This window comes from Stagnimonas aquatica (genome assembly GCF_003730135.1).
Lineage (GTDB): Bacteria > Pseudomonadota > Gammaproteobacteria > Nevskiales > Nevskiaceae > Stagnimonas > Stagnimonas aquatica.
In genome coordinates this window covers 191,841-211,689 of the sequence record NZ_RJVO01000005.1, presented here as the reverse complement: position 1 = coordinate 211,689, position 19,849 = coordinate 191,841, and the positions used below count along the sequence as shown (strand labels likewise).

Annotated in this window: 15 protein-coding genes; 11 read left to right on the top strand and 4 right to left on the bottom strand. The window is 62.0% G+C overall.

Annotation, left to right across the window (positions count from 1 at the left end):
- Positions 1 to 3 precede the first annotated feature (3 nt).
- From gspE to gspC, 3 genes are read right to left on the bottom strand one after another with little or no spacing between them, the layout of a single operon-like run.
- Positions 4 to 1,506 (bottom strand): type II secretion system ATPase GspE, encoded by a 1,503-nt coding sequence (gene gspE / locus ED208_RS12190; RefSeq protein WP_123212183.1) that lies wholly within the window; start codon positions 1,504 to 1,506, stop codon positions 4 to 6.
- Positions 1,507 to 1,519: 13 nt separating this feature from the next.
- Entirely contained in the window at positions 1,520 to 3,721 is a 2,202-nt protein-coding gene (gene gspD, locus ED208_RS12185; protein ID WP_123212182.1) for a type II secretion system secretin GspD, read from the bottom strand.
- 31 nt (positions 3,722 to 3,752) lie between these two features.
- Positions 3,753 to 4,670: a type II secretion system protein GspC gene (gspC, locus tag ED208_RS12180; protein WP_123212181.1), complete on the bottom strand. Its 918-nt coding sequence runs from the start codon at positions 4,668 to 4,670 to the stop codon at positions 3,753 to 3,755.
- 152 nt (positions 4,671 to 4,822) lie between these two features.
- On the opposite strand from gspC, the gene ED208_RS12175 reads away from it, so the two are divergent.
- The 10 genes from ED208_RS12175 (at position 4,823) to ED208_RS12130 (ending at position 17,820) form a co-directional block, all read left to right on the top strand.
- Positions 4,823 to 7,057 carry a CHASE2 domain-containing protein gene (locus tag ED208_RS12175; RefSeq protein ID WP_123212180.1) on the top strand — a complete coding sequence of 745 codons (2,235 nt, stop codon included), beginning with the start codon at positions 4,823 to 4,825 and terminating at the stop codon, positions 7,055 to 7,057.
- A 179-nt stretch (positions 7,058 to 7,236) separates the two neighbouring features.
- Positions 7,237 to 7,584 (top strand): ATP-dependent Clp protease adapter ClpS, encoded by a 348-nt coding sequence (clpS, locus tag ED208_RS12170; RefSeq protein ID WP_123212179.1) that lies wholly within the window; start codon positions 7,237 to 7,239, stop codon positions 7,582 to 7,584.
- Between the two features lie 2 nt (positions 7,585 to 7,586).
- The gene (clpA, locus tag ED208_RS12165; protein ID WP_123212178.1) at positions 7,587 to 9,875 is read left to right on the top strand and encodes an ATP-dependent Clp protease ATP-binding subunit ClpA; all 2,289 of its coding nucleotides are present in this window, start codon (positions 7,587 to 7,589) and stop codon (positions 9,873 to 9,875) included.
- Positions 9,876 to 9,950: 75 nt separating this feature from the next.
- The gene (locus ED208_RS12160) at positions 9,951 to 10,574 is read left to right on the top strand and encodes a DUF1134 domain-containing protein (protein WP_123212177.1); all 624 of its coding nucleotides are present in this window, start codon (positions 9,951 to 9,953) and stop codon (positions 10,572 to 10,574) included.
- A 211-nt stretch (positions 10,575 to 10,785) separates the two neighbouring features.
- Entirely contained in the window at positions 10,786 to 11,934 is a 1,149-nt protein-coding gene (locus tag ED208_RS12155; RefSeq protein ID WP_366512236.1) for a glycosyltransferase family 4 protein, read from the top strand.
- A gap of 81 nt (positions 11,935 to 12,015) precedes the next feature.
- Positions 12,016 to 13,281: an O-antigen ligase family protein gene (locus ED208_RS12150; RefSeq protein WP_123212175.1), complete on the top strand. Its 1,266-nt coding sequence runs from the start codon at positions 12,016 to 12,018 to the stop codon at positions 13,279 to 13,281.
- On the top strand, positions 13,259 to 14,359 hold the full coding sequence (locus ED208_RS12145; protein WP_123212174.1) for a glycosyltransferase family 4 protein: 1,101 nt from the start codon (positions 13,259 to 13,261) through the stop codon (positions 14,357 to 14,359). The genes ED208_RS12150 and ED208_RS12145 overlap by 23 nt, the downstream gene beginning before the upstream one ends.
- A 3-nt stretch (positions 14,360 to 14,362) precedes the next feature.
- Complete coding sequence (locus ED208_RS12140; protein WP_123212173.1) at positions 14,363 to 15,475, top strand: glycosyltransferase family 4 protein; 1,113 nt, start codon at positions 14,363 to 14,365, stop codon at positions 15,473 to 15,475.
- A 66-nt stretch (positions 15,476 to 15,541) separates the two neighbouring features.
- Entirely contained in the window at positions 15,542 to 16,792 is a 1,251-nt protein-coding gene (locus tag ED208_RS12135) for a lipopolysaccharide biosynthesis protein (protein WP_123212172.1), read from the top strand.
- Complete coding sequence (locus tag ED208_RS12130; RefSeq protein WP_123212171.1) at positions 16,789 to 17,820, top strand: glycosyltransferase family 2 protein; 1,032 nt, start codon at positions 16,789 to 16,791, stop codon at positions 17,818 to 17,820. The genes ED208_RS12135 and ED208_RS12130 overlap by 4 nt, the downstream gene beginning before the upstream one ends.
- A 15-nt stretch (positions 17,821 to 17,835) precedes the next feature.
- Here the strand turns inward: ED208_RS12130 and ED208_RS12125 are convergent, their stop codons facing one another.
- A complete protein-coding gene (locus ED208_RS12125) occupies positions 17,836 to 18,708 on the bottom strand; it encodes a Wzz/FepE/Etk N-terminal domain-containing protein (protein WP_123212170.1) in 873 nt (290 codons plus the stop codon).
- Between the two features lie 299 nt (positions 18,709 to 19,007).
- Between ED208_RS12125 and ED208_RS12120 the strand changes: the two genes are divergently transcribed.
- Positions 19,008 to 19,781 carry a glycosyltransferase family 2 protein gene (locus ED208_RS12120; RefSeq protein WP_123212169.1) on the top strand — a complete coding sequence of 258 codons (774 nt, stop codon included), beginning with the start codon at positions 19,008 to 19,010 and terminating at the stop codon, positions 19,779 to 19,781.
- The last annotated feature ends 68 nt before the right edge of the window (positions 19,782 to 19,849 follow it).

Here is a 19,849-nt window from a genome sequence, read left to right as displayed (position 1 = left end):
TCGTCAGTCTTCGATGGTGACGCGCAGCACTTCGCGCAGCGTGGTCTGGCCGGCCAACACCTTCCGGCGGCCGGACTGCAGGATGCCCGGGCCTCGGCTGCGGGCATAGGCTTCCAACTGCTGCTCGGAAGCACCGTCGTGGATCATTTCCTCGAGCTTCTTGTCGACCTCGATCAGCTCGTGGATGCCGCTGCGGCCGGCATAGCCGGTGTGGCGGCAGTGCCCGCAGCCCTGGCCCTGGTAGAGCGTCAGCGGTAGCTCGACGTTGGCGACGCCGAGCTGTTCCTTCTCGGCGCGGCTGGCCTCGTAGGGTGTCTTGCACTGGGGGCATAGCGTGCGCACCAGCCGCTGCGCCATCAGTCCGACCAGCGAGGAGCTGAGCTGGTAGGGCTCCATGCCCATGTCGCGCAGGCGGGTGATCGCGCCGACGGCGGTATTGGTGTGCAGGGTGGACAGCACCAGGTGACCGGTCTGCGAGGCCTGCACCGCGATCTGCGCGGTTTCCAGATCACGGATTTCGCCGACCATCACCACGTCCGGGTCCTGACGCAGGATCGCGCGCAGGCCGCGCGCGAAGGTCATCTCCACCTTGGCGTTGACCTGGGTCTGGCCGACGCCGTCGATGTAGTACTCGATCGGGTCCTCGACGGTCATGATGTTGCGGCTCTTGTCGTTGAGCACGCTGAGCGCCGAGTACAGCGTGGTCGACTTGCCGGAGCCGGTCGGGCCGGTCACCAGCAGGATGCCGTGCGGGCGGAAGATGATGCGTTTGAGGATGGTGATCTGCTGCTCGTCCAGACCCAGCAGTTCCAGGTCGATGCGCTCCGACTGCTTGTCGAGGATACGCATCACCACCCGCTCATAGATGGTGCCGGTGGGGATGGTCGAAACGCGTACATCGACCTTGCGGCCGCCGAAGGCGCGGCTGATGCGGCCGTCCTGCGGCAGGCGCTTCTCGGCGATGTCCAGGCGCGCCATGATCTTGATGCGGCTGACGATCTTCGGCGCCAACTGTTTTGGCGCGCTGATCACCTCGCGCAGCACGCCGTCCACCCGGAAGCGCACGGTGATACCGCGCTCGTAGGTCTCGACGTGGATGTCGGAGGCGTTCTCCTTGATCGCTTCCACCAGCAGACCGTTGATGAACTTGATGATCGGTGCGTCGTCGTCCGACTCCAGCAGGTCCTGCGCTTCGGCCAGCGCCGCCGAAAGGTCGTCGGCCTCGACGTTTTCTTCCTTGAGGCCGGTCGCTAGCGCCGCGGTGGCGCCAGTAACGCCCTCGTAGGTCTTCTGCAGCAGCTTGTCGAATTCTTCCGCCGAGACCGTGGCTAGCTTCACCGGCCGGCGCAGGAAGCGGCGCGCCTCGGCCAGCGAGGCCACGCTCACGCCAGGCCGCGCGAACACGGTGACGTGCTCGCCGGCGGCCTCGCCGACGATCAGGCCGTGGCGCTTGGCGAAGGCGAAGGGAGGGCGGCGGAGGGCGTCGCCCGAAACTTCCGTGGACATGGTGAGCAGCGGGTCAGCGCGAGCCAGCGGGCGCGGCGGTGGAGGGACGTTCCGCCGGGATCACCAGCACATTGGGTGCCAGCTTGCTGCGGTCCACCGTCGCGGCCGGAGCCGGAGCCGGCGTCGGCGCGGCGGCGGCCGGCGGCGGGATCGGAGTCGGTGCCGGACTGCTGCTCGCGGACGGGCTGCTGGGGGCCGGCGTCGACGCTGGATCGACGCTGGGGCTGTCGGCCCGTAGCGCGGCCGGCGGGGTTGCCGAGGGTGGCGCGGTGTTGTCGCGGATATAGGCTTCCAGCTCGGGCATGACGATGCGCGAGCCGCCGATCAGCGGCACCTTGCTCTTCTCGGCGGCCCGCACCTGGATATCGCGTACCGAGTCGTACTTGCGTTGGGTGTAGAAGTCGCCCTCTTCCTTGCTGCGCAGGATGGTCGGGTGGATGAACACCATCAGGTTGCGCTTGACCTTGGAGACGCTGCGCGACTTGAACAGGTTGCCCAGCACCGGGATGCTCGACAGCAGCGGCACGCCGGACACGCCGTCATTGAGGTTGTCGTCGGTGAGGCCGCCGAGCACCAGCACCTGGCCGCTATCGACGTTGACGGTGTTGGTGATGGTGCGTTTGTTGGTGACCAGGTTGGCGGTGCCGGCGCCGCCGCTGGCGACGCTGGAAGACTCCAGCTTGATCTTCAGCTTGACCGAATTGCCCTCGTTGATCTGGGGCGTGACGCCGAGCTTGAGGCCCACGTCCTTGCGCTCGATGGTCTGGAAGGGATTCACCGTGCCGCTGGTGGTGGTGTTGCTGTTGCTGTAGGAGCCGGACAGGAAAGGCACTTCCTGGCCCACCGACACTTCCGACTCCTCGTTGTCCAGCGAGGTCAGGGTCGGTGTCGACAGCACATTGGTGTCGCCGTCGGAGCGCAGCGCCTTCAGTAGCACCGCGAAGCTGGTGCCGCTGCGGCCCTCGTTCTGGATCACCGCACCACCGATGTTGATGCCCTGGCCGAGCGCACCCAGGCCGGCCAGCGGATTGCCGGTGGTGGCGACGCTAGTGAGCGCCGAGAGGGTGGAGGAGTCGAGGATGCTGGCGGCGGCGCCGCCATTCGGGTTGTAGACCGCGAAATCCAGGCCCAGCTGGCTGGAGCGGGTCACCGACACCTCGGCGATGATCGCCTGCACCAGCACCTGCGGGCGCTGGATGTCGAGCTGGGCGATCACATTGCGGATCTGCCGCATGGTCTTCGGCGGCGCGGTGATGACCAGGGCGTTGGTGTCCTTGTCGGCCAGCACGCGGGTCTTCTCGAAGCCGCCGCTGCCGGAGCTGGCGGACGAGGCCGGCGTCGCCGGCGCGCTGCTGCCGCTGGCACTGCTGTTGGCCTGCTGGGCATAGCCTTCGAGGATCGGCGCCAGGTTTTCCGCCGAGGCGTAGCGCAGGTAGACCACCTGGGTGGCGCCGTCGTTGTCCTTCAACGGCGAGTCCAGGCGCTGGATGATGCTGATGATGCGGGCGCGCTCGGTTTTGTCACCGCCCACCAGCACGGCATTGGAGCGCTCGTCGGCGATCACCGCAGCGGCGCTGGCGGTGGGATCGGCCTGCTTGTTCTGCTGGATCATGGTGGTGAGGATGCGCACCACCTCGGCCGCCGCCGCGTTCTCCAGCGGTACGCTCTCGATGTCGCGGTCACCACCGTTATCGAGCTTGTTGATAATGTCGGCGAGGCGCGCGACATTGCCGGCGCGGTCGCTGATCACCAGCATGTTGTTGCCGGGGTAGGCCGCCAGGTGGCCCCACTGCGGCACCAGCGGGCGCAGGATCGGCACCAGCTGCGCGGCCGAGACGTTCTGCAGCGCGAAGACGTGGGTGACCACGTCGTCGAGCGGCATGCCGGCGCCGCTGCGGTTGGCGATGCCGGCGTCGGAGCGGGCATTGGTTTCCGGGATGATCTTCACCGCGTTGCCGGCCGGCACGGCGGCGAAGCCCTGCACCTGCAAGACCGCGAGGAAGGTCTCGTAGACCGCCTTCTTGTCCATCGGCGTGGCGGAGATCACCGTCACCTTGCCCTTCACCCGCGGGTCGACGATGAAGTTCTTGCCGGTGACCTCGCTGACGGTGGAGATCAGGGTGTTGATCTCGGCGTCCTTGAGGTTGAGGGTGACGTCGGCGTAGGCACTGCCGGCGAACAGGGCGGCGGCGAGGGCGAGCGGTAAAAGGCGCATGTAAGGACCTGCGGAGTAGGCGGGGCGAGCGTCAGGGGTTTACGGACAGATTGACGCTCTGGGTGGCGCCGTTGCGCTCCACCGCCAGATTCAGTGAAGAGGCGGTGGAAAGGCTTTGCAGCAATTGTAGTGCCTGCCCCGGATCGTTCAGCGGCGTGCCGTTGATGGCGGTGACCACGTCGCCGGGCTTGAGGCCGGCGGCATTGAAGGCGCCGCGTTCGGGGCCGGGGTAGACGCGATAGCCGCGCACGCCGCTTTCCCCGGCGATCGGCTGCACGCGGATGAAGCTGGCGGCCTTGCTGGGGTCGGTCATCACCTGCTGGCGGATCTGCGAGAGCATCTCCGCAGCGGCGGGCGTGCCTTCCTGGCTGTCGCCCTGGGCGACGGCATTGAGCAGGGGCGCATTGCTGGGCGCGTCCTTGTCCAGGCGCAGCGTTTCCAGACGGCCATTGCGGGACAGGATCACCCGGTCCGGGAAGATCGCCTGCAAGTTGACGCCGGGCGAGACGTCGTCGCCGATGCGGAACGGGGCTTCGTCGCCGCCTTCGCGGGAGATCAGGGCCAGCGATTCGGCATCGCTGCTGCCGGCCAGGATGCCGAGCAGGGTGAAGTTGAGCTGGGTATCCGGGGCGTTGGCCAGCGAGGCGGCGTCGGACACCGCACCGGCCCGGTATTCGCCGAACAAGTGGCTGCTGGCTAGGCCGTCGTTGTTGACCGCCGGCTTGGGTGGCGTGGGATCGACATAGGCGGGAGCCGGCTTCCAGCGCGCCGCCTCGGGCGTCGGCACCGCCAGCCAGACCAGACTGGCCAGCTGCCAGGCGATCAGCAGGCTCAGCAGCAGCACCGCCAGCGGCGGCAGGCGTTGGCCGTGGCGTTGGTAGAGCAGCCGGGCCCTCGCCAGGACGTTGGCCAGGGCGGGCGGCAGCTTGGGCAGGGAAGTTGCAGTCATCGGCCGATCATAACGCGCGGCCCTTGCACTGGGACACGTTGCCGACCCGGCTTTGTAAAGACGGCGTTGCCGGCGCCGCGCAGGCTGCGCTACCGTCCCGGCATTACAGGGCCGGCTCCAGCCTGCCAAGAACGTAAAGACCGGGAGTTGTCATGAGCACGCGCACGCTGATCCGTCTCGGTCTCGCCGCAGGACTGTTCCTGCTGTTCCTCGCCCATGTCGCGCGTCTGCTGCCGCTGGGCCTGGTCGATGCCCTGGAACGGGCCACCTACGACGCCCGCGTGGTGCTGACCATGCCCAACACCGTCGATCAGCAGGTGGTGGTGATCGACATCGACGAGAAGAGCCTGGCGGCCGAGGGGCAGTGGCAGTCCTGGACCCGCGACAAGTTTGCCCGTCTGGTCAGCCAGGCCTTCGACCGTTACCAGGTGCGCGCCCTGGGTTTCGATATTGTCTTCGCCGAGCCGGACACCCGAGGTGGACAGGATCTGCTGAACCGGCTGGCCCGGCAGGAACTGGCCGACCTGCCGGGCTTTGCCGAGCGCGTCGTCGGATTGGCGCCCAGCCTCGACTACGACGGTCAGTTCGGCGCGGCGCTGAAGGGCAAGGCGGTGGTTCTGGGCATGGTGTTCAAGCAGGCCGGGGAGGCCGATCCCACCGCCGGTGTCGGTCGCCTCGGCCCGGCGGTGGTCGATGCCAACACCGTCAAGCTGCTCGACATCCCCTTTGTCGAGCAGACCGGCTACACCGGCAATCTGCCGGTGCTGCAGGACAACGCCGTCAGCGCCGGCTTTTTCGACAACTCGCAGTCGCTGGAGGTGGACGGCGTGTTCCGCCGCATCAGCCTGGTGCAGCGCTATCACGGGGCCCTGTACCCGGCGCTGGCGCTGGAGCTGACCCGCCAGGCGCTGGGCGCGCCGCCGGTACAGTTCGAGTTCGACCCGCCGGAGGCGCGCAGCGCCGCCAATCTGGAAGCGCTGCGGATCGGTGCGGTGCGGGTACCGGTCGACGAGCGGGTGACGGCCTACGTGCCCTACCGTGGCCGCAGCCCCAGTTTCGACTACATCTCCGCCACCGAGGTGATCCACGGCACCGCCGATGCTGCGCGTCTGCGCGGCAAGGTTGCCCTGGTGGGCACCACCGCCGCCGGCCTCAAGGACTTGCGGGTGACGCCGGTGGGGCAGGCCGATCCCGGCGTGGAAGTCCACGCCAATCTGGTGTCGGGCATGCTCGACGGCCGGGTCAAGCACAAGGCGCCCTACTACGACGGCATCCATGCGGTACTGCTGCTGCTGATCGCCCTGGCTCTGGCGCTCGGCGCCACCCGCCTGTCGCCGCTGGCCAATGGCGCGCTGACCCTGGGGCTGATCGCCGGCCTGATCGCGCTGGCCTTCGGGCTCTGGAGCGGCGCCAACTTCATCATTCCGCTGGGTACGCCGGTGCTGTTCGCGCTGGTGTTGTTCCTGCTGCTGAGCTTTTACGGTTACTTCATCGAGTCGCGCGGCAAGCGCGAGATTTCCAAGCTGTTCGGCGAATACATCCCGCCAGAACTGGTGGAGGAGATGGCCGCCAACCCGCAGGCGGTAAGCATGGAGGGCGAGAAACGGCAGATGACGGTGCTGTTCTCCGACGTGCGTGGCTTCACCACCATTTCCGAGAAGCTGGACTCCAAGGAGCTGACCGATCTGATGAACCGGTTCCTGACCCCGCTGACCAAGGTCATCCAGCAGCACCGCGGCACCATCGACAAGTACATGGGCGACGCCATCATGGCCTTCTGGGGCGCGCCGCTGAAGGACGCGAACCATGCCAGCAACGCGCTGAAAGCCGGCCTGGAGATGACCCAGGCGGTGCGCGGTCTCGATGCCGAGTTCGAGAAGAAGGGCTGGCCCAAGCTCTACATCGGCGTTGGCCTCAACACCGGCGAGATGGTGGTCGGCAACATGGGCTCGGAGTTCCGCCGCGCCTACACGGTGATGGGCGATGCGGTGAACCTGGGTTCGCGCCTGGAAGGGCTGACCAAGGAGTACGGGGTCTACATGATCGTCAGCGAGGCCACCCGCAACGCCGGGCCGCAGGACTGGGCCTACCGCGAGCTGGATTCGGTACGGGTGAAGGGCAAGAACGAGCCAGTCGCTATCTACGAGCCGCTGGGGCCGAAGGACCAGCTGGACCCGGGGCTGCGCAACGATCTGGCCCGCCATCGTGGGGCGATGAAGCTCTACCGCGCCCAGCTCTGGGACCAGGCCGAGGCCGAGTTCTTCAACCTGAGCCAGGGGGGGCGGGCACACCGCATCTATGAACTGTTCCTGGAGCGCATCCTGTTCCTGCGCGACAACCCGCCGGGGCCGGACTGGGACGGCGCTTTCACCTTCACCCACAAATAGCGCCGATCCGGCGCCGGTTGTAGCGCAGTCCCGGCGGGCCTTTTCTCCACTTGGTTTAGCACCCGTCCAGCGTTTCCCTGTGGTTGGCGGGTGGCTGCCCCGGAGCGTTGCGGCGCGCCGATGTTGGCCGTGTGATTGTCGACCCTTGAGTGCGGCTCGACGGACGCTATATTGAGGCCATGAGCCCGCCTAAGAATCCGCAGTCCCAGGACCATGACCACGAGGAGGGCCGGGGTAGCGGCCTGGCCGTGGCGCCGGCCAAGCCCAAGCTGCAGCCGCCGCCGCAGTTCCGGGTGGTGATGATGAACGACGACTTCACCCCCATGGAATTTGTGGTGCAAGTCTTGCAGCAATTTTTCAACCATTCCCGTGAAAAGGCGGTCCAGATCATGTTGACCGTGCACCAGCAGGGCAAGGGCGTCGCCGGGATCTACCCGGTGGAAATCGCCGAAACCAAGGCGGCGCAGGCCAATGCCTATGCCCGCAAGAACCAGCATCCGCTGCTCACCGTTCTGGAGAAGGTCTGACCATGCTCAGCGAAGAACTGCAAAAAGCCTTGGACGCGGCCTTTGTCCAGGCCCGGATGGAAGGCCATGAACTGCTCACCGTCGAGCACCTGCTGCTGGCACTGCTTTCCGACGCCAATGTCTCCGAGGTGCTGACGGCGTCCGGTGGCGATCTCGACAAGCTGGAGCAGGCGCTCAAGGACTATCTCGCCCAGAACCTGCACGCCAACAAGGAGCAGGCGGGTTCCATCGACACCCAGCCGACGCTCTCCTTCCAGCGGGTGCTGCAGCGGGCGATCTACAACGTCCAGGCCTCGGGCAAGAAACAGGTCACCACGCTCAATGTGCTGGTGGCGATCTTCGCCGAGAAGGACACCCACGCGGTCTACCTGCTCGGCGAGCAGGGTGTGACCCGGCTCGACGTCGTCAATTACATCAGCCACGGCATCGCCAAGAAGGCCGATGGCTCCAGCCCGGCACCGCAGGAGTCGTCCTCCGACGGCGAGGGTGAGGATGGTAGCCGCGAGGACAGCAAGCAGTCGGCCTTGTCGCAGTACGCGGTCAACCTCAACGAGCGCGCCCTGCAGGGCAAGATCGACCCGCTGATCGGCCGCGATCTGGAAATCGAGCGGGTGATGCAGACGCTCTGCCGCCGCCGCAAGAACAATCCCCTGCTGGTCGGCGAGGCCGGTGTCGGCAAGACCGCCATCGCCGAAGGCCTGGCCTGGCTGATCACCGAAGGTCGGGTGCCGGATCTGCTGCGCGGCTCGGTGATCTATTCGCTCGATCTCGGTGCCCTGATCGCCGGCACCAAGTACCGCGGCGACTTCGAGAAGCGCTTCAAGGCGGTGGTCAACGAACTGGTGAAGACCCCGGGTGCGGTGGTGTTCATCGACGAGATCCACATGATCATCGGCGCCGGTTCGGCCTCCGGTGGGGTGATGGACGCCAGCAATCTGCTGAAGCCGATGCTGGCCTCCGGCGAGCTGAAGTGCATCGGTAGCACCACCTACCAGGAATACCGTGGCGTGTTCGAGAAGGACCGTGCGCTGGCGCGGCGCTTCCAGAAGATCGACGTCGGCGAGCCCTCGGTGGAAGACACCGTGAAGATCCTCGAAGGCCTCAAGACCCGCTTCGAGGAGCACCATGCCATCCAGTTCACCAGCGGCGCGATCCGCTCGGCGGTGGAGCTGGCGGTGCGTCACATCACCGACCGGCAGCTGCCGGACAAGGCCATCGACGTCATCGACGAGGCTGCCGCCCGCCTACGCCTACTGCCGGAAAGCAAGCGCCGCAAGACCGTACAGGTGCGCGACATCGAGGAGACTGTGGCGAAGATCGCCCGCATTCCGCCCAAGGCGGTGTCGACCAACGACCGTGACAAGCTGGCCACCCTGGAGCGCGATCTCAAGCTGACCATCTTTGGCCAGGACCACGCCATCGAGCAGCTCGCCAGCTCGATCAAGCTGGCACGTTCCGGCCTGGGCAATGCCGACAAGCCGATCGGCGCCTTCTTGCTCGCCGGTCCCACCGGCGTCGGCAAGACCGAGGTGACCAAGCAGCTGGCGCAGTTGCTGGGCATCGAGCTGGTGCGTTTCGACATGAGCGAATACATGGAGCGCCACACGGTGAGTCGCCTGATCGGTGCGCCGCCGGGCTATGTCGGCTTTGACCAGGGCGGCTTGCTGACCGACGCCGTGCTCAAGCAGCCGCACAGCGTGGTGCTGCTCGACGAGATCGAGAAGGCCCACCCGGATGTCTTCAACCTGCTGCTGCAGGTGATGGATCACGGCACGCTCACCGACAACAACGGCCGGCATGTCGATTTCCGCAACGTGATCCTGGTGATGACCACCAACATGGGTGCCTTCGACGCCGCCCGAAACAGCATTGGCTTCGTCGAGCAGAACCACGCCCCGGATGCGCTGGAGGCGATCAAGAAGGGCTTCACGCCGGAGTTCCGCAACCGTCTGGACGCGGTGATCCCGTTTGCCGCGCTGGGCCAGGCGCAGATTCTGCGGGTGGTCGAGAAGTTCCTGATCCAGCTCGAGGCGCAGCTGGGTTCCAAGGGCGTGGTGCTGGAAGTGGACGAGGCGGCCAAGCTCTGGCTCGCCGAGCGCGGCTACGACCCCAAGATGGGTGCCCGGCCGATGGCGCGGGTGATCCAGGACCAGATCAAGCGGCCGCTTGCCGAGGAACTGCTATTCGGCAAGCTGCAGCACGGCGGCAGCGTCACCGTGAGGCTCGCCGACAGTGGTTTGCGTTTCGACATCACCGGCAAGGAGAAGGTCTCGGCGCTGGAGCCGGTCTGAAGTCGTGCCGGCGTTCAGATTGCTGTCGGTTTGCCGTCGCTACAATGGCGTACAACTCCCCACCTTGGATTCGCCATGCGCGCTCGCCATTTCGCAATCGCTGCCCTGAGCCTGTTGTCCGCCTGTACCAATGTGCGTGGCACTGACGATGGCCGCCAGCCGCAGACAGTCTCCGACCGGGCCAGCAACCGCGTGCCGGAGGCTCCGACCGAAACCCGCACCTACACCCAAGACGAGGTGCTGGATGCGGCCAAGACTTTCTTCGGCGGCACCTCTGAAGGCTTAGCCAAGGCGGTGGAGCGGGTGTTTTCCGAGTACGGCGCACCGGTGGCCTACATCCAGGGCGAGGAAGGGGCCGGCGCCATCGGTGTTGGCCTGCGCTATGGACAGGGCTATCTGGCTTACAAGGGCGGCGGTCGTGGTCCGGTGTTCTGGCAGGGTCCCAGCGTCGGCTGGGACTTCGGCGGCAACGCCTCCAAGGTGTTCACCCTGGTCTACAACCTCAATCGCACCGAGCAGCTGTTCCAACGCTTCCCGGGTGTCGAGGGCAGCATCTACGTGGTGGCCGGTTTCGGGCTGAACTACCTGCGCAGCAACGAGGTGGTTCTGGCGCCGATTCGCACAGGGGTCGGCCTGCGTGCCGGCGCCAACGTCGGTTACCTGCATTTCACCCGCGAGCCGAGCTTCCTGCCGTTTTAGAACAGCCGCTCCAAAGCGGCCCCGCGTCCGTTCGCAAAATTTAATGGCGACGCACGTCACAAGTTGGCGTATCTGCTACCCTGATTTATGGGGTTGGGGCGGGGCGTTGGCGCTGAAAGGGCCATGACGCTGGGTCTGTGACGTGTGTTACGTCACATCCTTCTCAAGGCTAGAATCTGCAGGGGCAGGGGATTTAATGTCGTTGAAAAAATTGAAAGTGGCGGTAGTCCACGATTGGCTACCGCTGTACGGCGGTGCAGAACGAGTTTTAGAGCAAATACTGCTGCTCTTTCCACAGGCAGATTTGTTTACTCTCGTTGATCTGCTGGAAGGTGACAACCGACAGCATATTCTTCATAAAAATCCGAAGACCTCTTTCGTTGATCGCTGGGCGTTTACTAGGAAACGCTATCGTTCCTTTCTGCCGCTCATGCCTTTGGCGGTGGAGCAGTTTGATTTGTCCGATTATCAGTTGGTTATCTCCAGCAGCAGCGCTGTCGCCAAGGGGGTCATTACTGGGCCGGATCAACTGCATATTTGCTACTGCCATAGTCCCATTCGTTATGCGTGGGATTTGCAACATCAGTATCTAAGGGAATCCGGGCTGGAAAGTGGTTTTTTGAATTGGTTGGCCCGTTGGTTTTTGCATCGTATCCGTCTGTGGGACGTGCGTACTGCCAACGGAGTTGATCACTTCGCCTGCAATTCCGAGTTTGTTCGTCGACGCATCTGGAAAGTTTATCGACGTGAGGCTGAAGTTATCCATCCGCCAGTCGACATGACTAGCTTCCAATGCCAGGCCGTCAAGCAAAATTACTATGTAACGGCCTCCAGAATGGTGCCTTATAAGCGCATCGATTTGATTGTCGAGGCATTCGCAAATATGCCCGATCACAAATTGGTGGTGATCGGCGATGGTCCGGAATTTTCCAAGATTCGCTCCAAGGCGGGCGCGAATGTGGAGTTGTTGGGACATGTGCCATATGAGGTCTTGTACATGCATCTACGCAACGCCAAGGCATTCATGTTCGCTGCCGAGGAAGACTTCGGTATCACTCCGGTGGAAGCACAGGCCTGTGGTACCCCCGTGATCGCCTATGGCAAGGGTGGCGCGCTGGAAACCGTACGCGGAATTTTTACCGACGCACCGAAGCGGGATCGCATGACTGGAGTCTTCTTCAGCGAGCAGACGGTGGATTCTATTGTTGCTGCCGTGCAACGTTTCGAGCAGGTTCTCCCCGAAATCCGGGCCGAGGATTGTCGCAGCAACGCAGAGCGCTTCTCTATACAGAAATTTAGTGAAGTATTCGCGCAGTTTGTTGAGCGCAGTTGGGGTGATTTCGAGAAGACCGCTCGCTAAAAGCTGTTATGGATTGGCTTGGGTTGCACCAGCCAAAATGTCTGAGACTGAGGTCGTGGTGATCAGGGAGTCGGTCCGCTGGTGTTGACTGCGACGAAGGGTGAATCGGAGATGGCTGGTGATCCCGGAAAGACCTTGTTTCGGGTAGAGCCTCACGTCAGTTACTTCATCACTATGCTGCTCGCCTTGGTGATGGCTTTTGCCGCGTCTCCGGCCTTGAACCTAGGTGGAACTCGAGCCATACCGGCCATGCTGGTCTGTGGACTATCGAGTATCGGCGTGACGCTGTTTATGCTGGTCCGCCATGATGTCCCAGTCGCTCGAGGCCTGATGACCTGCTATCTGGCGCTGGTAGTCAGTGCCTCGTTTTCCTTAATTGGTGGGGGGCTTTCAGGAGCGACTCCTTCGTTGCCGAAGTTCCTAGTCCTCAACTATCAGTATCTGTTCATGCTGGTGGCCTACGTGTTAGCCGCGCATGTCGATTTCGAACGCCTGCTTCTCTGGGTCACTGCCTGGGGTGCTGCGTTTGGCTTGCTGGTCTTTCTGCAGTCGGCGGGGGTTGTGCCAGGTGCCAATGCCGAGCCGATCATGGGCAGCGCGTTTCGGCGTGGGCAATTGTTCTTTGACCAGCCGAACGGAACGGCGGCTTATTTGGCGATCATGTTGCCGCTCACCTTCGCCATCAAGACGCCCCACTTGGGTTGGAAGCGTCTTGTGTGGCCGATACGGGGACTACTGGTGCTGGGCTTGATGTCCGCCTTTTCACGGTCGGCAATGGCGGCGATCATTGTTGGTGGAATCTGCGCGTGGTTCTTGCGCGATGGCGCTTTAGTGCTGTCGCGGCGCCTGTTGTTCGCGTTGTCTTTTTTTCTATTCTGCACGTTGTCTCTGAACGCCAAGGTCTATGAACTGGTGGAGTTGCTGACGGTTGGCGGGAGTGTTCTGGAGAACGATTTTTCTGCGGTCGAGCGTTTGGGATTGGGTTCTGCGGGGATTCAAATGTTCTACGCCCACCCTTGGTTTGGTGTTGGTATCGGAAACTACCCGGAAGTGCTAGGGCATTACGATTCTCGGCTCGACTCCGCATTGGGTATGCCGCACAACGCCGTTATCCACTTCGCCTGTGAGCAAGGTTTCTTGGGGTTGGTGGCCTTTTTTATCATGGTGATTTTGGGAATTTTCTGGAGCTCCGGTTCTGACAGCAAGCTATCACCCATCCTGGCTTGGTCGTTTTGGACGGCAGTTGCAAACTCACTGTTCGGATGGCCCTTCATTCACGGAATCGGCGAACTTCTAATGTTGATAATCGGATTCATGGCATTTCATGCGCGTCGTACTGATCTCTAAAGCCATGACCGTAGCAGCGACCCACAGCAAGGCTGAACTGCTGGGGCAGTCGATGAACATGACTTTGATTACTCCGGATCGCTGGCCGGGATACGTGCCAGAAGCAATCGCAAGACCGCGCAATTTTCAGCATCGGACCTTGCGTGTTGTTCTGAATGGGCACAATCACTTTCATTATTACCGTGGTCTCGGGGCGCTGCTTCAGTCGCTGCGCCCAGATCTAGTTCATATCGATGAAGAGCCCTATAGCCTAGTAACCACGCAGGCATTGCGGGTCGCACGGAGAATGGGAGCGAGGGCGATTTCGTTCACTTGGCAGAACATTCGCAAGACCTATCCGCCACCTTTTTCCTGGATGGAGCGCTATGTGTACCGCGCGGCCGACGCCATTGTCTGTGGGAACCAGGAGGCTGTGGAGGTTTTGCGAAGTAAGGGCTTCGCGGGGCCAACTCCTGTGATCCCGCAGTTCGGTGTTGATATGCCTGCAATTTCTGAGTTTCCGGTGACCAGTCGATCGGGTGGGTACACGATTGCCTACGCCGGGCGTCTAGTTTCAGAGAAAGGCCTGGATGTACTACTGCAGGCTTTGGCGCGGGTGCTTGATGTTCGGCTGCTTCTGGTCGGCACTGGCCCGGAACGCGAAGCGCTGGAACGCTTGACAGCGCACTTGGGTTTGGCCGATAGGGTAACTTTTTTGGGTGGGCTCCCATCGACGCAAATGACTGCCTTTTTTCAGTCTGTCGATGTGCTGGTACTGCCCTCGTTGACTCGCTCCAATTGGAAGGAGCAATTTGGCAGGGTCTTGATAGAGGCCATGGCTTCCGGGGCGGCAGTGATTGGTAGCAATTCCGGCGAAATTCCCTCTGTGATTGGCGATGCGGGCTTGGTGGTGGCCGAGGGTGACGCCGCAGCCTTGGCACTTGCGATTGAGCGTTTGCGCGACGATGACTTCCGCAATGAAATGCGCCGGCGAGGGAAGGAGCGGGCTCTAAGTTTCACGCAACAGCGCATCGCCGACGCGACGCTGGACGTTTATCGGCAGGTGCTAGGCCAACCGCCGGTGCCCGCCCGGATCTGATCCATGGCCCCTCCCCAAAAACGGAAGCTGCTGATCAATGGTCGGTTCGCCTCGCAGCAGGTGACTGGCGTTCAGCGTTGTGCCTGGGAGTTGTTGCACGGCATTGATCGCTGGCTGGCAACCGACACCGGTTTGGCCGCGACATTAGAGGTAATCGTACTGCTGCCGCGTGATGCCCTTTGGGACGATCAGAAATTTGAGGTTGTTACCGCGCGCCGCTGTGGTCGTCTTCGCGGTCACGCTTGGGAGCAGTTAGAGCTACCGCTATATACCAGAGGGTGCCGTCTGCTGAATCTGTGCAATACCTATCCGATTTTGGCCAGTCGACCAACGGTTATTTTTCATGACGCCGCCGTGTTCGCCCGGCCACAAGGCTATACACGTGCCTTCGTGCTCTGGTACCGCAGCCTGATGCGAGTGGCGCGCTGGCGGTCTTCGATACAGATTGCGACCGTCTCGCAGTTTTCCAAGCAAGAGCTGGCGGGTCTGGGACGCTTGCCTGCGGAGCGCATTGCTGTGATCCCTAATGGTATTGATCACTGGCAAGCGGTGGAGCCGAATTGGGAGGTTCTGGAACGTTTGGGTCTGCGCCGGGGCGAATATTTATTGGCCGTCGGCAGCCAGAATCCCAATAAGAACACAGGAGCCTTGTTGCAGGCGTTTCAGCAACTGGATCGCACTGATCTGCAACTGGTTCTGGTGGGTGCCGCCAACAAGGCTGTATTCGGTCATGTCGGCTGGCAAAATCAGTATGGCGAACGCTTGGTCTGGGCCGGCTATGTCGACGATGCGGCACTGGCGGCTCTCTACAGCGGCGCCGCGTGCTTTGTCTTTCCGTCGATTTACGAGGGGTTCGGCTTCCCACCGTTGGAGGCCATGTACTTCGGATGTCCCGTTGTTTGCTCGCGCGCAGCCTCGCTGCCGGAAGTGGTGGGTGATGCCGCGCTGCTGTGCGAACCCCAGCGGCCTGAATTTATTGCAGAGGCTATACGGACCGTACTCGACGAGACGGGGCGGCGGGAGCGGATGAGTCGTCTGGGGCGTGAGTGGGTGCGGCGCTATCGATGGCGGACCTCCGCGCAGGCGTTGATGACCTTGGTCGATCATGGACGCTGAATTTCGTGCCTACTTGTGTAGGCGCCGATCTGTGGCGGTATTGCAGTGCTTGGGGCTGTGAAAAGTATGAAGTTCAGGACCTTAGTCGAACGGTACGCGACCTTTGCCGGCGCACGGTTTGTCCTTCTGCTGTCGCGCTGGACTGTGCTTCTCTACGCTGCAAAGAAGCTGCCCCCAGATGATTTCTCGGCACTGACAGCTTTGCTATCGACCGTCGAGATATTGCGCGCGATCAGTGATGCCGGGGCCGACAACGTGATCTATGCCCGTCTCGGGGGACGGGGGGGGCGGATTCCCGGCCTATTGAAGGTGGCCGCATTGGTGCGTTTTTCGCTGAGCGGACTGCTGTTCCTGCTCGCCTTGCCGATCTGTTGGTTGATCGGACATGAGTCAGGGCTGTTGGTCATCGCGAGTCTGATTCCGGCCTCGGCGCTGCAATTTACGAGTGTGGCGCTGCTGCAGAAGAATGGCAGGTTCGGCACCCTATCGGGCATCGTGTTCGCCATCCTGGGTATTTCCGGTTTAGTGGTGCTGGCGGTGCTCCAGTTGCAACCAAGTCTTGGTCAGACCGCTGTCTTGGTCGTGGTGGCTGACTTGGCTGCGGCTCTTCTTGCGGGATTTTGTGTGCGGCGACAGCTCTGGGATTTGTTTCGAGTCCGCAGGGGGGGGCTGATGCGTGGACTGCGTCAGGTGGTTCCCAAACTGTTCCAGACTGGCGTCGTCAGCGTTGCCGTGGTGTCCTACAACCGCCTTGATGTTTTGGTTGTGCTGCCTCTCTGCGGTGTTTTGGCTCAATCAGCCTACTCTGCGGGATTTCGCTTCGTCGAACCAATCTACAACGTGTTTGCCATTGCCTCGCTCGCATTGCTGGCCGAGTTGGGTAGCCAGGGGCGCAACCAGAGTGAACAACTCGTGCAAGGCTTGTTATCTTCCTCCGCGCCACTGGTGTTGTCGCTGATGCTCGCGTTTGCCGTCGCGGCGGCGGCGACCGTTTACTGGGCGATGGAACAACTGCTCGGACTTTCGCCGGCCGCCGCCGCTGTCGCGGCGGTACTGGCGGCCAACATGCCGCTGCGTCTGGCAAGTACGTTCATCGCTGTCGTCTTGCAGCGGCTGGGCTATTTCCGGGCGTTGATGAACGTGACCTTGATCAACGCGATCTGCATTTTTTTGTTCGCGATTCTTCTTTCCAGCCGATTCGGTGCGGTGGGTGCGGCTATTGGGGCGGTCGTAGGGGAGTGCGTGAATGTGGCGTTGCTACTGCGGCTGCTTCCGAGCGTCCGGACCTCGGCCGGCCTCGCGGATGGCAGGCCATGAGAATTAGCTTTCTCATCAATAACTTTAACTACGGCCGCTATGTGGGACGTGCCATCGAATCGGTGCTGGCGCAGGATCATCCCGACTGTGAAGTCATTGTTGTGGATGATGGTTCGACCGATGAATCGGTGGATGTTATTCGCGGGTACGGTGAGCGAATCCAGACTTGTTTCAAGCCCAATGGTGGTCAGGCCTCGGCTTACAACGAGGGTTTTCGTCGTTCATCCGGCGATCTGGTCGTTTTCCTGGATTCCGACGACGTCCTGTACCCGGGATTGGCGACGGAACTGTGCCGATGCTGGCGTCCGGGCATCTCCAAGATTCAATATCGTCTGCGTCTGATTGATGCTGAAGACAGGCCTCTGGGTGGATTTACCCCCGGATATCTTTTTTCGGGTGATCTGCGTGGGGTGGTGTCAGCATTCGGTGACTACGGTTCAGCGCCTGGCAGCGGTAATGCTTACGCGCGTGACTTTCTGAACAAGATCATGCCCCTGCCGGAGGCCCGCTGGCGGATTGGTGCCGACAACTTGCCAATCATGCTGGCGCCATTTCATGGGCGGATCGGCGTATTGCCAGGTGATGGTGTCGGGGGAGGCTACCGTCTCCACGCGACGGTTGGAGGGGCGGTTAACAACACGCTGGCCGACCTAGCCGCTCTGGTTCGACGCAGCCTCGAGTTTCGGGCTGATATGCGTATGGAACTTCAAGCGCGAGGCTGCCTGTCGCAACAGACTGACTGGCTGACGCCTCCGCATACCTTGAAGAAACTGATCCTCCAGGAAATGGCCCCCGGCGATCTTGCGGATCCCGGTTTGCGTCGGCGATGGGCACTGGCCAAGCATGCAACACGCTCTATCCACCTTTGGCCAGCGCGAGGCAGACTGCGTAAAGCGGTCTACTGGATTTGGGTGATCGGCATGCTTTGTCTGCCGCGTGCTTGGGCTTGGAACCTAGGGCGTAAGAGTTTCAGTCCGCGTGTGCTGCTTCCTCGCTGGCTTCAGCGGAGATTGTCTGGAGGCAGTTAGAGTCGGCTTGGGGTTCTATTTGTTTGGGCTAGCCAGCAAGGCGTAGAGCATGGCCAGAACCATGCCCGCGAGTAAGCCGAGAAGCACCAATAGACTGCGGCGGGGCCAGGACTTCTCCTGAGGAACCACCGCCGGATCGACCACCTTGAATGCGTATTCTGCGCTGCCTTGCGCCAGCATCACGCTTTTGATTTCACTTTCCAGGAGGCGGTAGATGGATTGCCGGAGCTCGACGATGCTGGTCTTGCTAAGTTGCTCTTCCAGATAGCGGATGTTCTGGTTGCTAGTGTTGATCGCTTTCTGTCGGAGCATGTCGTTGGTGCGCTGGACCAGGGCATTGGCCCAGGTGGCCGCTTCGACCGGGTCGTGCCACTCGATGGATAGAGTCACCAAGCCAGTTTTCTTGTCCTCATCAACCATCCGAATCTTGCTGTTGAATAGTTTGTTGCCGTCCCAGAGGGTAGGTGCGCTGGTATCGATGAAGCTAGGTTTCCAATTGCTTGTGCCGGTGTCCCAGCGTTGGTAGAACAGGCGTGGCAGCAGGTTGTTGCTGCGGATGTACTCTTCGGTCAGTTCACGGGAACTGAGTGTTGCCAGTGCAACCCCCTTGTTGCCGCCAGCGCCTACATTCACACCAGCCAGGGCTGCCAAACCGCCGAACTGGCCGGCGAGACCGGCCAAGGCGCCGCTGTTAGCCTGATCTTCCGCCGGCGCGATGAGAACCTCGGCCACATAGAGCGGGGTCGCGGTGAAGGCGAATAGTCCGGCGATCAGCGCGGCGAGGCAGGCGCAAGTGGCAATCAGCCTGCGTCGGGAGTGGAGTGTGGCGAGAATCTCAGAAAGCCGGATTTCGCCTCTTAAGTTGTGATAATCGCTGGAACTTGGCATCTAGGGTGGGCTGGCTTCGAGGAGTGGCCTAGCACAAGGCGCCCGCTGTAGACGCCCTCGCTGGCAGTATTTTTTGTAGTGCGGTGAGCATATCACCTGCCCGGCAAACTTCCGTCAACCAGGGTTATTCAATACGCTGTTGAGTCTGCAAGCCGGCCTGCATCCCGGTGAGCGCAGACACTTAATTCAGGCTTGTCGGATTGAGTTTGGTCTCGGGATTCCCATCCCCACGTTTCATGTCATGTGATGGGTCAATTTAAAACGGTCATTCAAGGGTGGTGGATGAGGCCACCTGTTTTATGGTCACCAAAATCAGCATCATCACCGTCTGCTACAACAGTGCATCGACCATTCGAGACACGCTGCGGTCGGTCGCCGACCAGACCCATCCGCATATCGAGCACATCATTGTCGATGGTGGTTCCAGCGATGAGACTGTGTCTCTAGTACAGCAATACCGCCGTCATTCTGGACCGCTTGTTTCCGAGCCGGATAGGGGAATTTACGATGCCATGAACAAGGGGCTGGCGCTGGCCAGTGGCGATGTCGTGGGTTTTCTCAACTCCGACGACGCGTACGCCGACACGAACGTGCTGAGCCGAGTCGCGGAAGTATTCGCCATGCAGACCGTTGATGCCTGCTACGGCGATCTGGTTTACGTCGCCGCCAACAATCCCAACCGGGTGGTGCGCTACTGGCGCTCGCGCCCATACCAGCCGGGCCTCTGTTCGCGTGGTTGGATGCCGGCGCATCCCACCTTTTACGTGCGCCGTCAGGCCTATCAGCGGTACGGTGGGTTCGATGACTCCCTGCGCATTGCAGCGGACTTCGAAATCTGTTTGCGTTTGCTCGAAGTGCAGCGGCTGCGGGTAACATACCTGCCTGGGGTGTTGGTGAGGATGCGGACGGGTGGGGTTTCCAACGCAAGTCTGCGGAATGTAGTTCGCAGCAACCGGGAAGTTGCCCAGGCTCTGCGGAAGCATGGCTTTCCTGCCGGTCTGCCACTGATTCTGGGAAAGTTGGCCTCCAAATTGGCACAGTTGCGCTGGTCGCTGATGGCTCCTCGGGTGTAGAGGCCGAATCTAGAACCAAGGGTCCTCGAACCTGAACTCCATACGCTGTTGCCAACGCGCGAACCTCG

What these genes read in the sequence shown, in the direction of transcription:
- gspE (WP_123212183.1), bottom strand. Translation starts at nt 1,506, where the DNA reads ATGTCCACGGAAGTTTCGGGCGACGCCCTCCGCCGCCCTCCCTTCGCC.
- gspD (WP_123212182.1), bottom strand. Translation starts at nt 3,721, where the DNA reads ATGCGCCTTTTACCGCTCGCCCTCGCCGCCGCCCTGTTCGCCGGCAGT.
- gspC (WP_123212181.1), bottom strand. Translation starts at nt 4,670, where the DNA reads ATGACTGCAACTTCCCTGCCCAAGCTGCCGCCCGCCCTGGCCAACGTC.
- ED208_RS12175 (WP_123212180.1), top strand. Translation starts at nt 4,823, where the DNA reads ATGAGCACGCGCACGCTGATCCGTCTCGGTCTCGCCGCAGGACTGTTC.
- clpS (WP_123212179.1), top strand. Translation starts at nt 7,237, where the DNA reads ATGAGCCCGCCTAAGAATCCGCAGTCCCAGGACCATGACCACGAGGAG.
- clpA (WP_123212178.1), top strand. Translation starts at nt 7,587, where the DNA reads ATGCTCAGCGAAGAACTGCAAAAAGCCTTGGACGCGGCCTTTGTCCAG.
- ED208_RS12160 (WP_123212177.1), top strand. Translation starts at nt 9,951, where the DNA reads ATGCGCGCTCGCCATTTCGCAATCGCTGCCCTGAGCCTGTTGTCCGCC.
- ED208_RS12145 (WP_123212174.1), top strand. Translation starts at nt 13,259, where the DNA reads ATGCGCGTCGTACTGATCTCTAAAGCCATGACCGTAGCAGCGACCCAC.
- ED208_RS12140 (WP_123212173.1), top strand. Translation starts at nt 14,363, where the DNA reads ATGGCCCCTCCCCAAAAACGGAAGCTGCTGATCAATGGTCGGTTCGCC.
- ED208_RS12135 (WP_123212172.1), top strand. Translation starts at nt 15,542, where the DNA reads ATGAAGTTCAGGACCTTAGTCGAACGGTACGCGACCTTTGCCGGCGCA.
- ED208_RS12130 (WP_123212171.1), top strand. Translation starts at nt 16,789, where the DNA reads ATGAGAATTAGCTTTCTCATCAATAACTTTAACTACGGCCGCTATGTG.
- ED208_RS12125 (WP_123212170.1), bottom strand. Translation starts at nt 18,708, where the DNA reads ATGCCAAGTTCCAGCGATTATCACAACTTAAGAGGCGAAATCCGGCTT.
- ED208_RS12120 (WP_123212169.1), top strand. Translation starts at nt 19,008, where the DNA reads ATGGTCACCAAAATCAGCATCATCACCGTCTGCTACAACAGTGCATCG.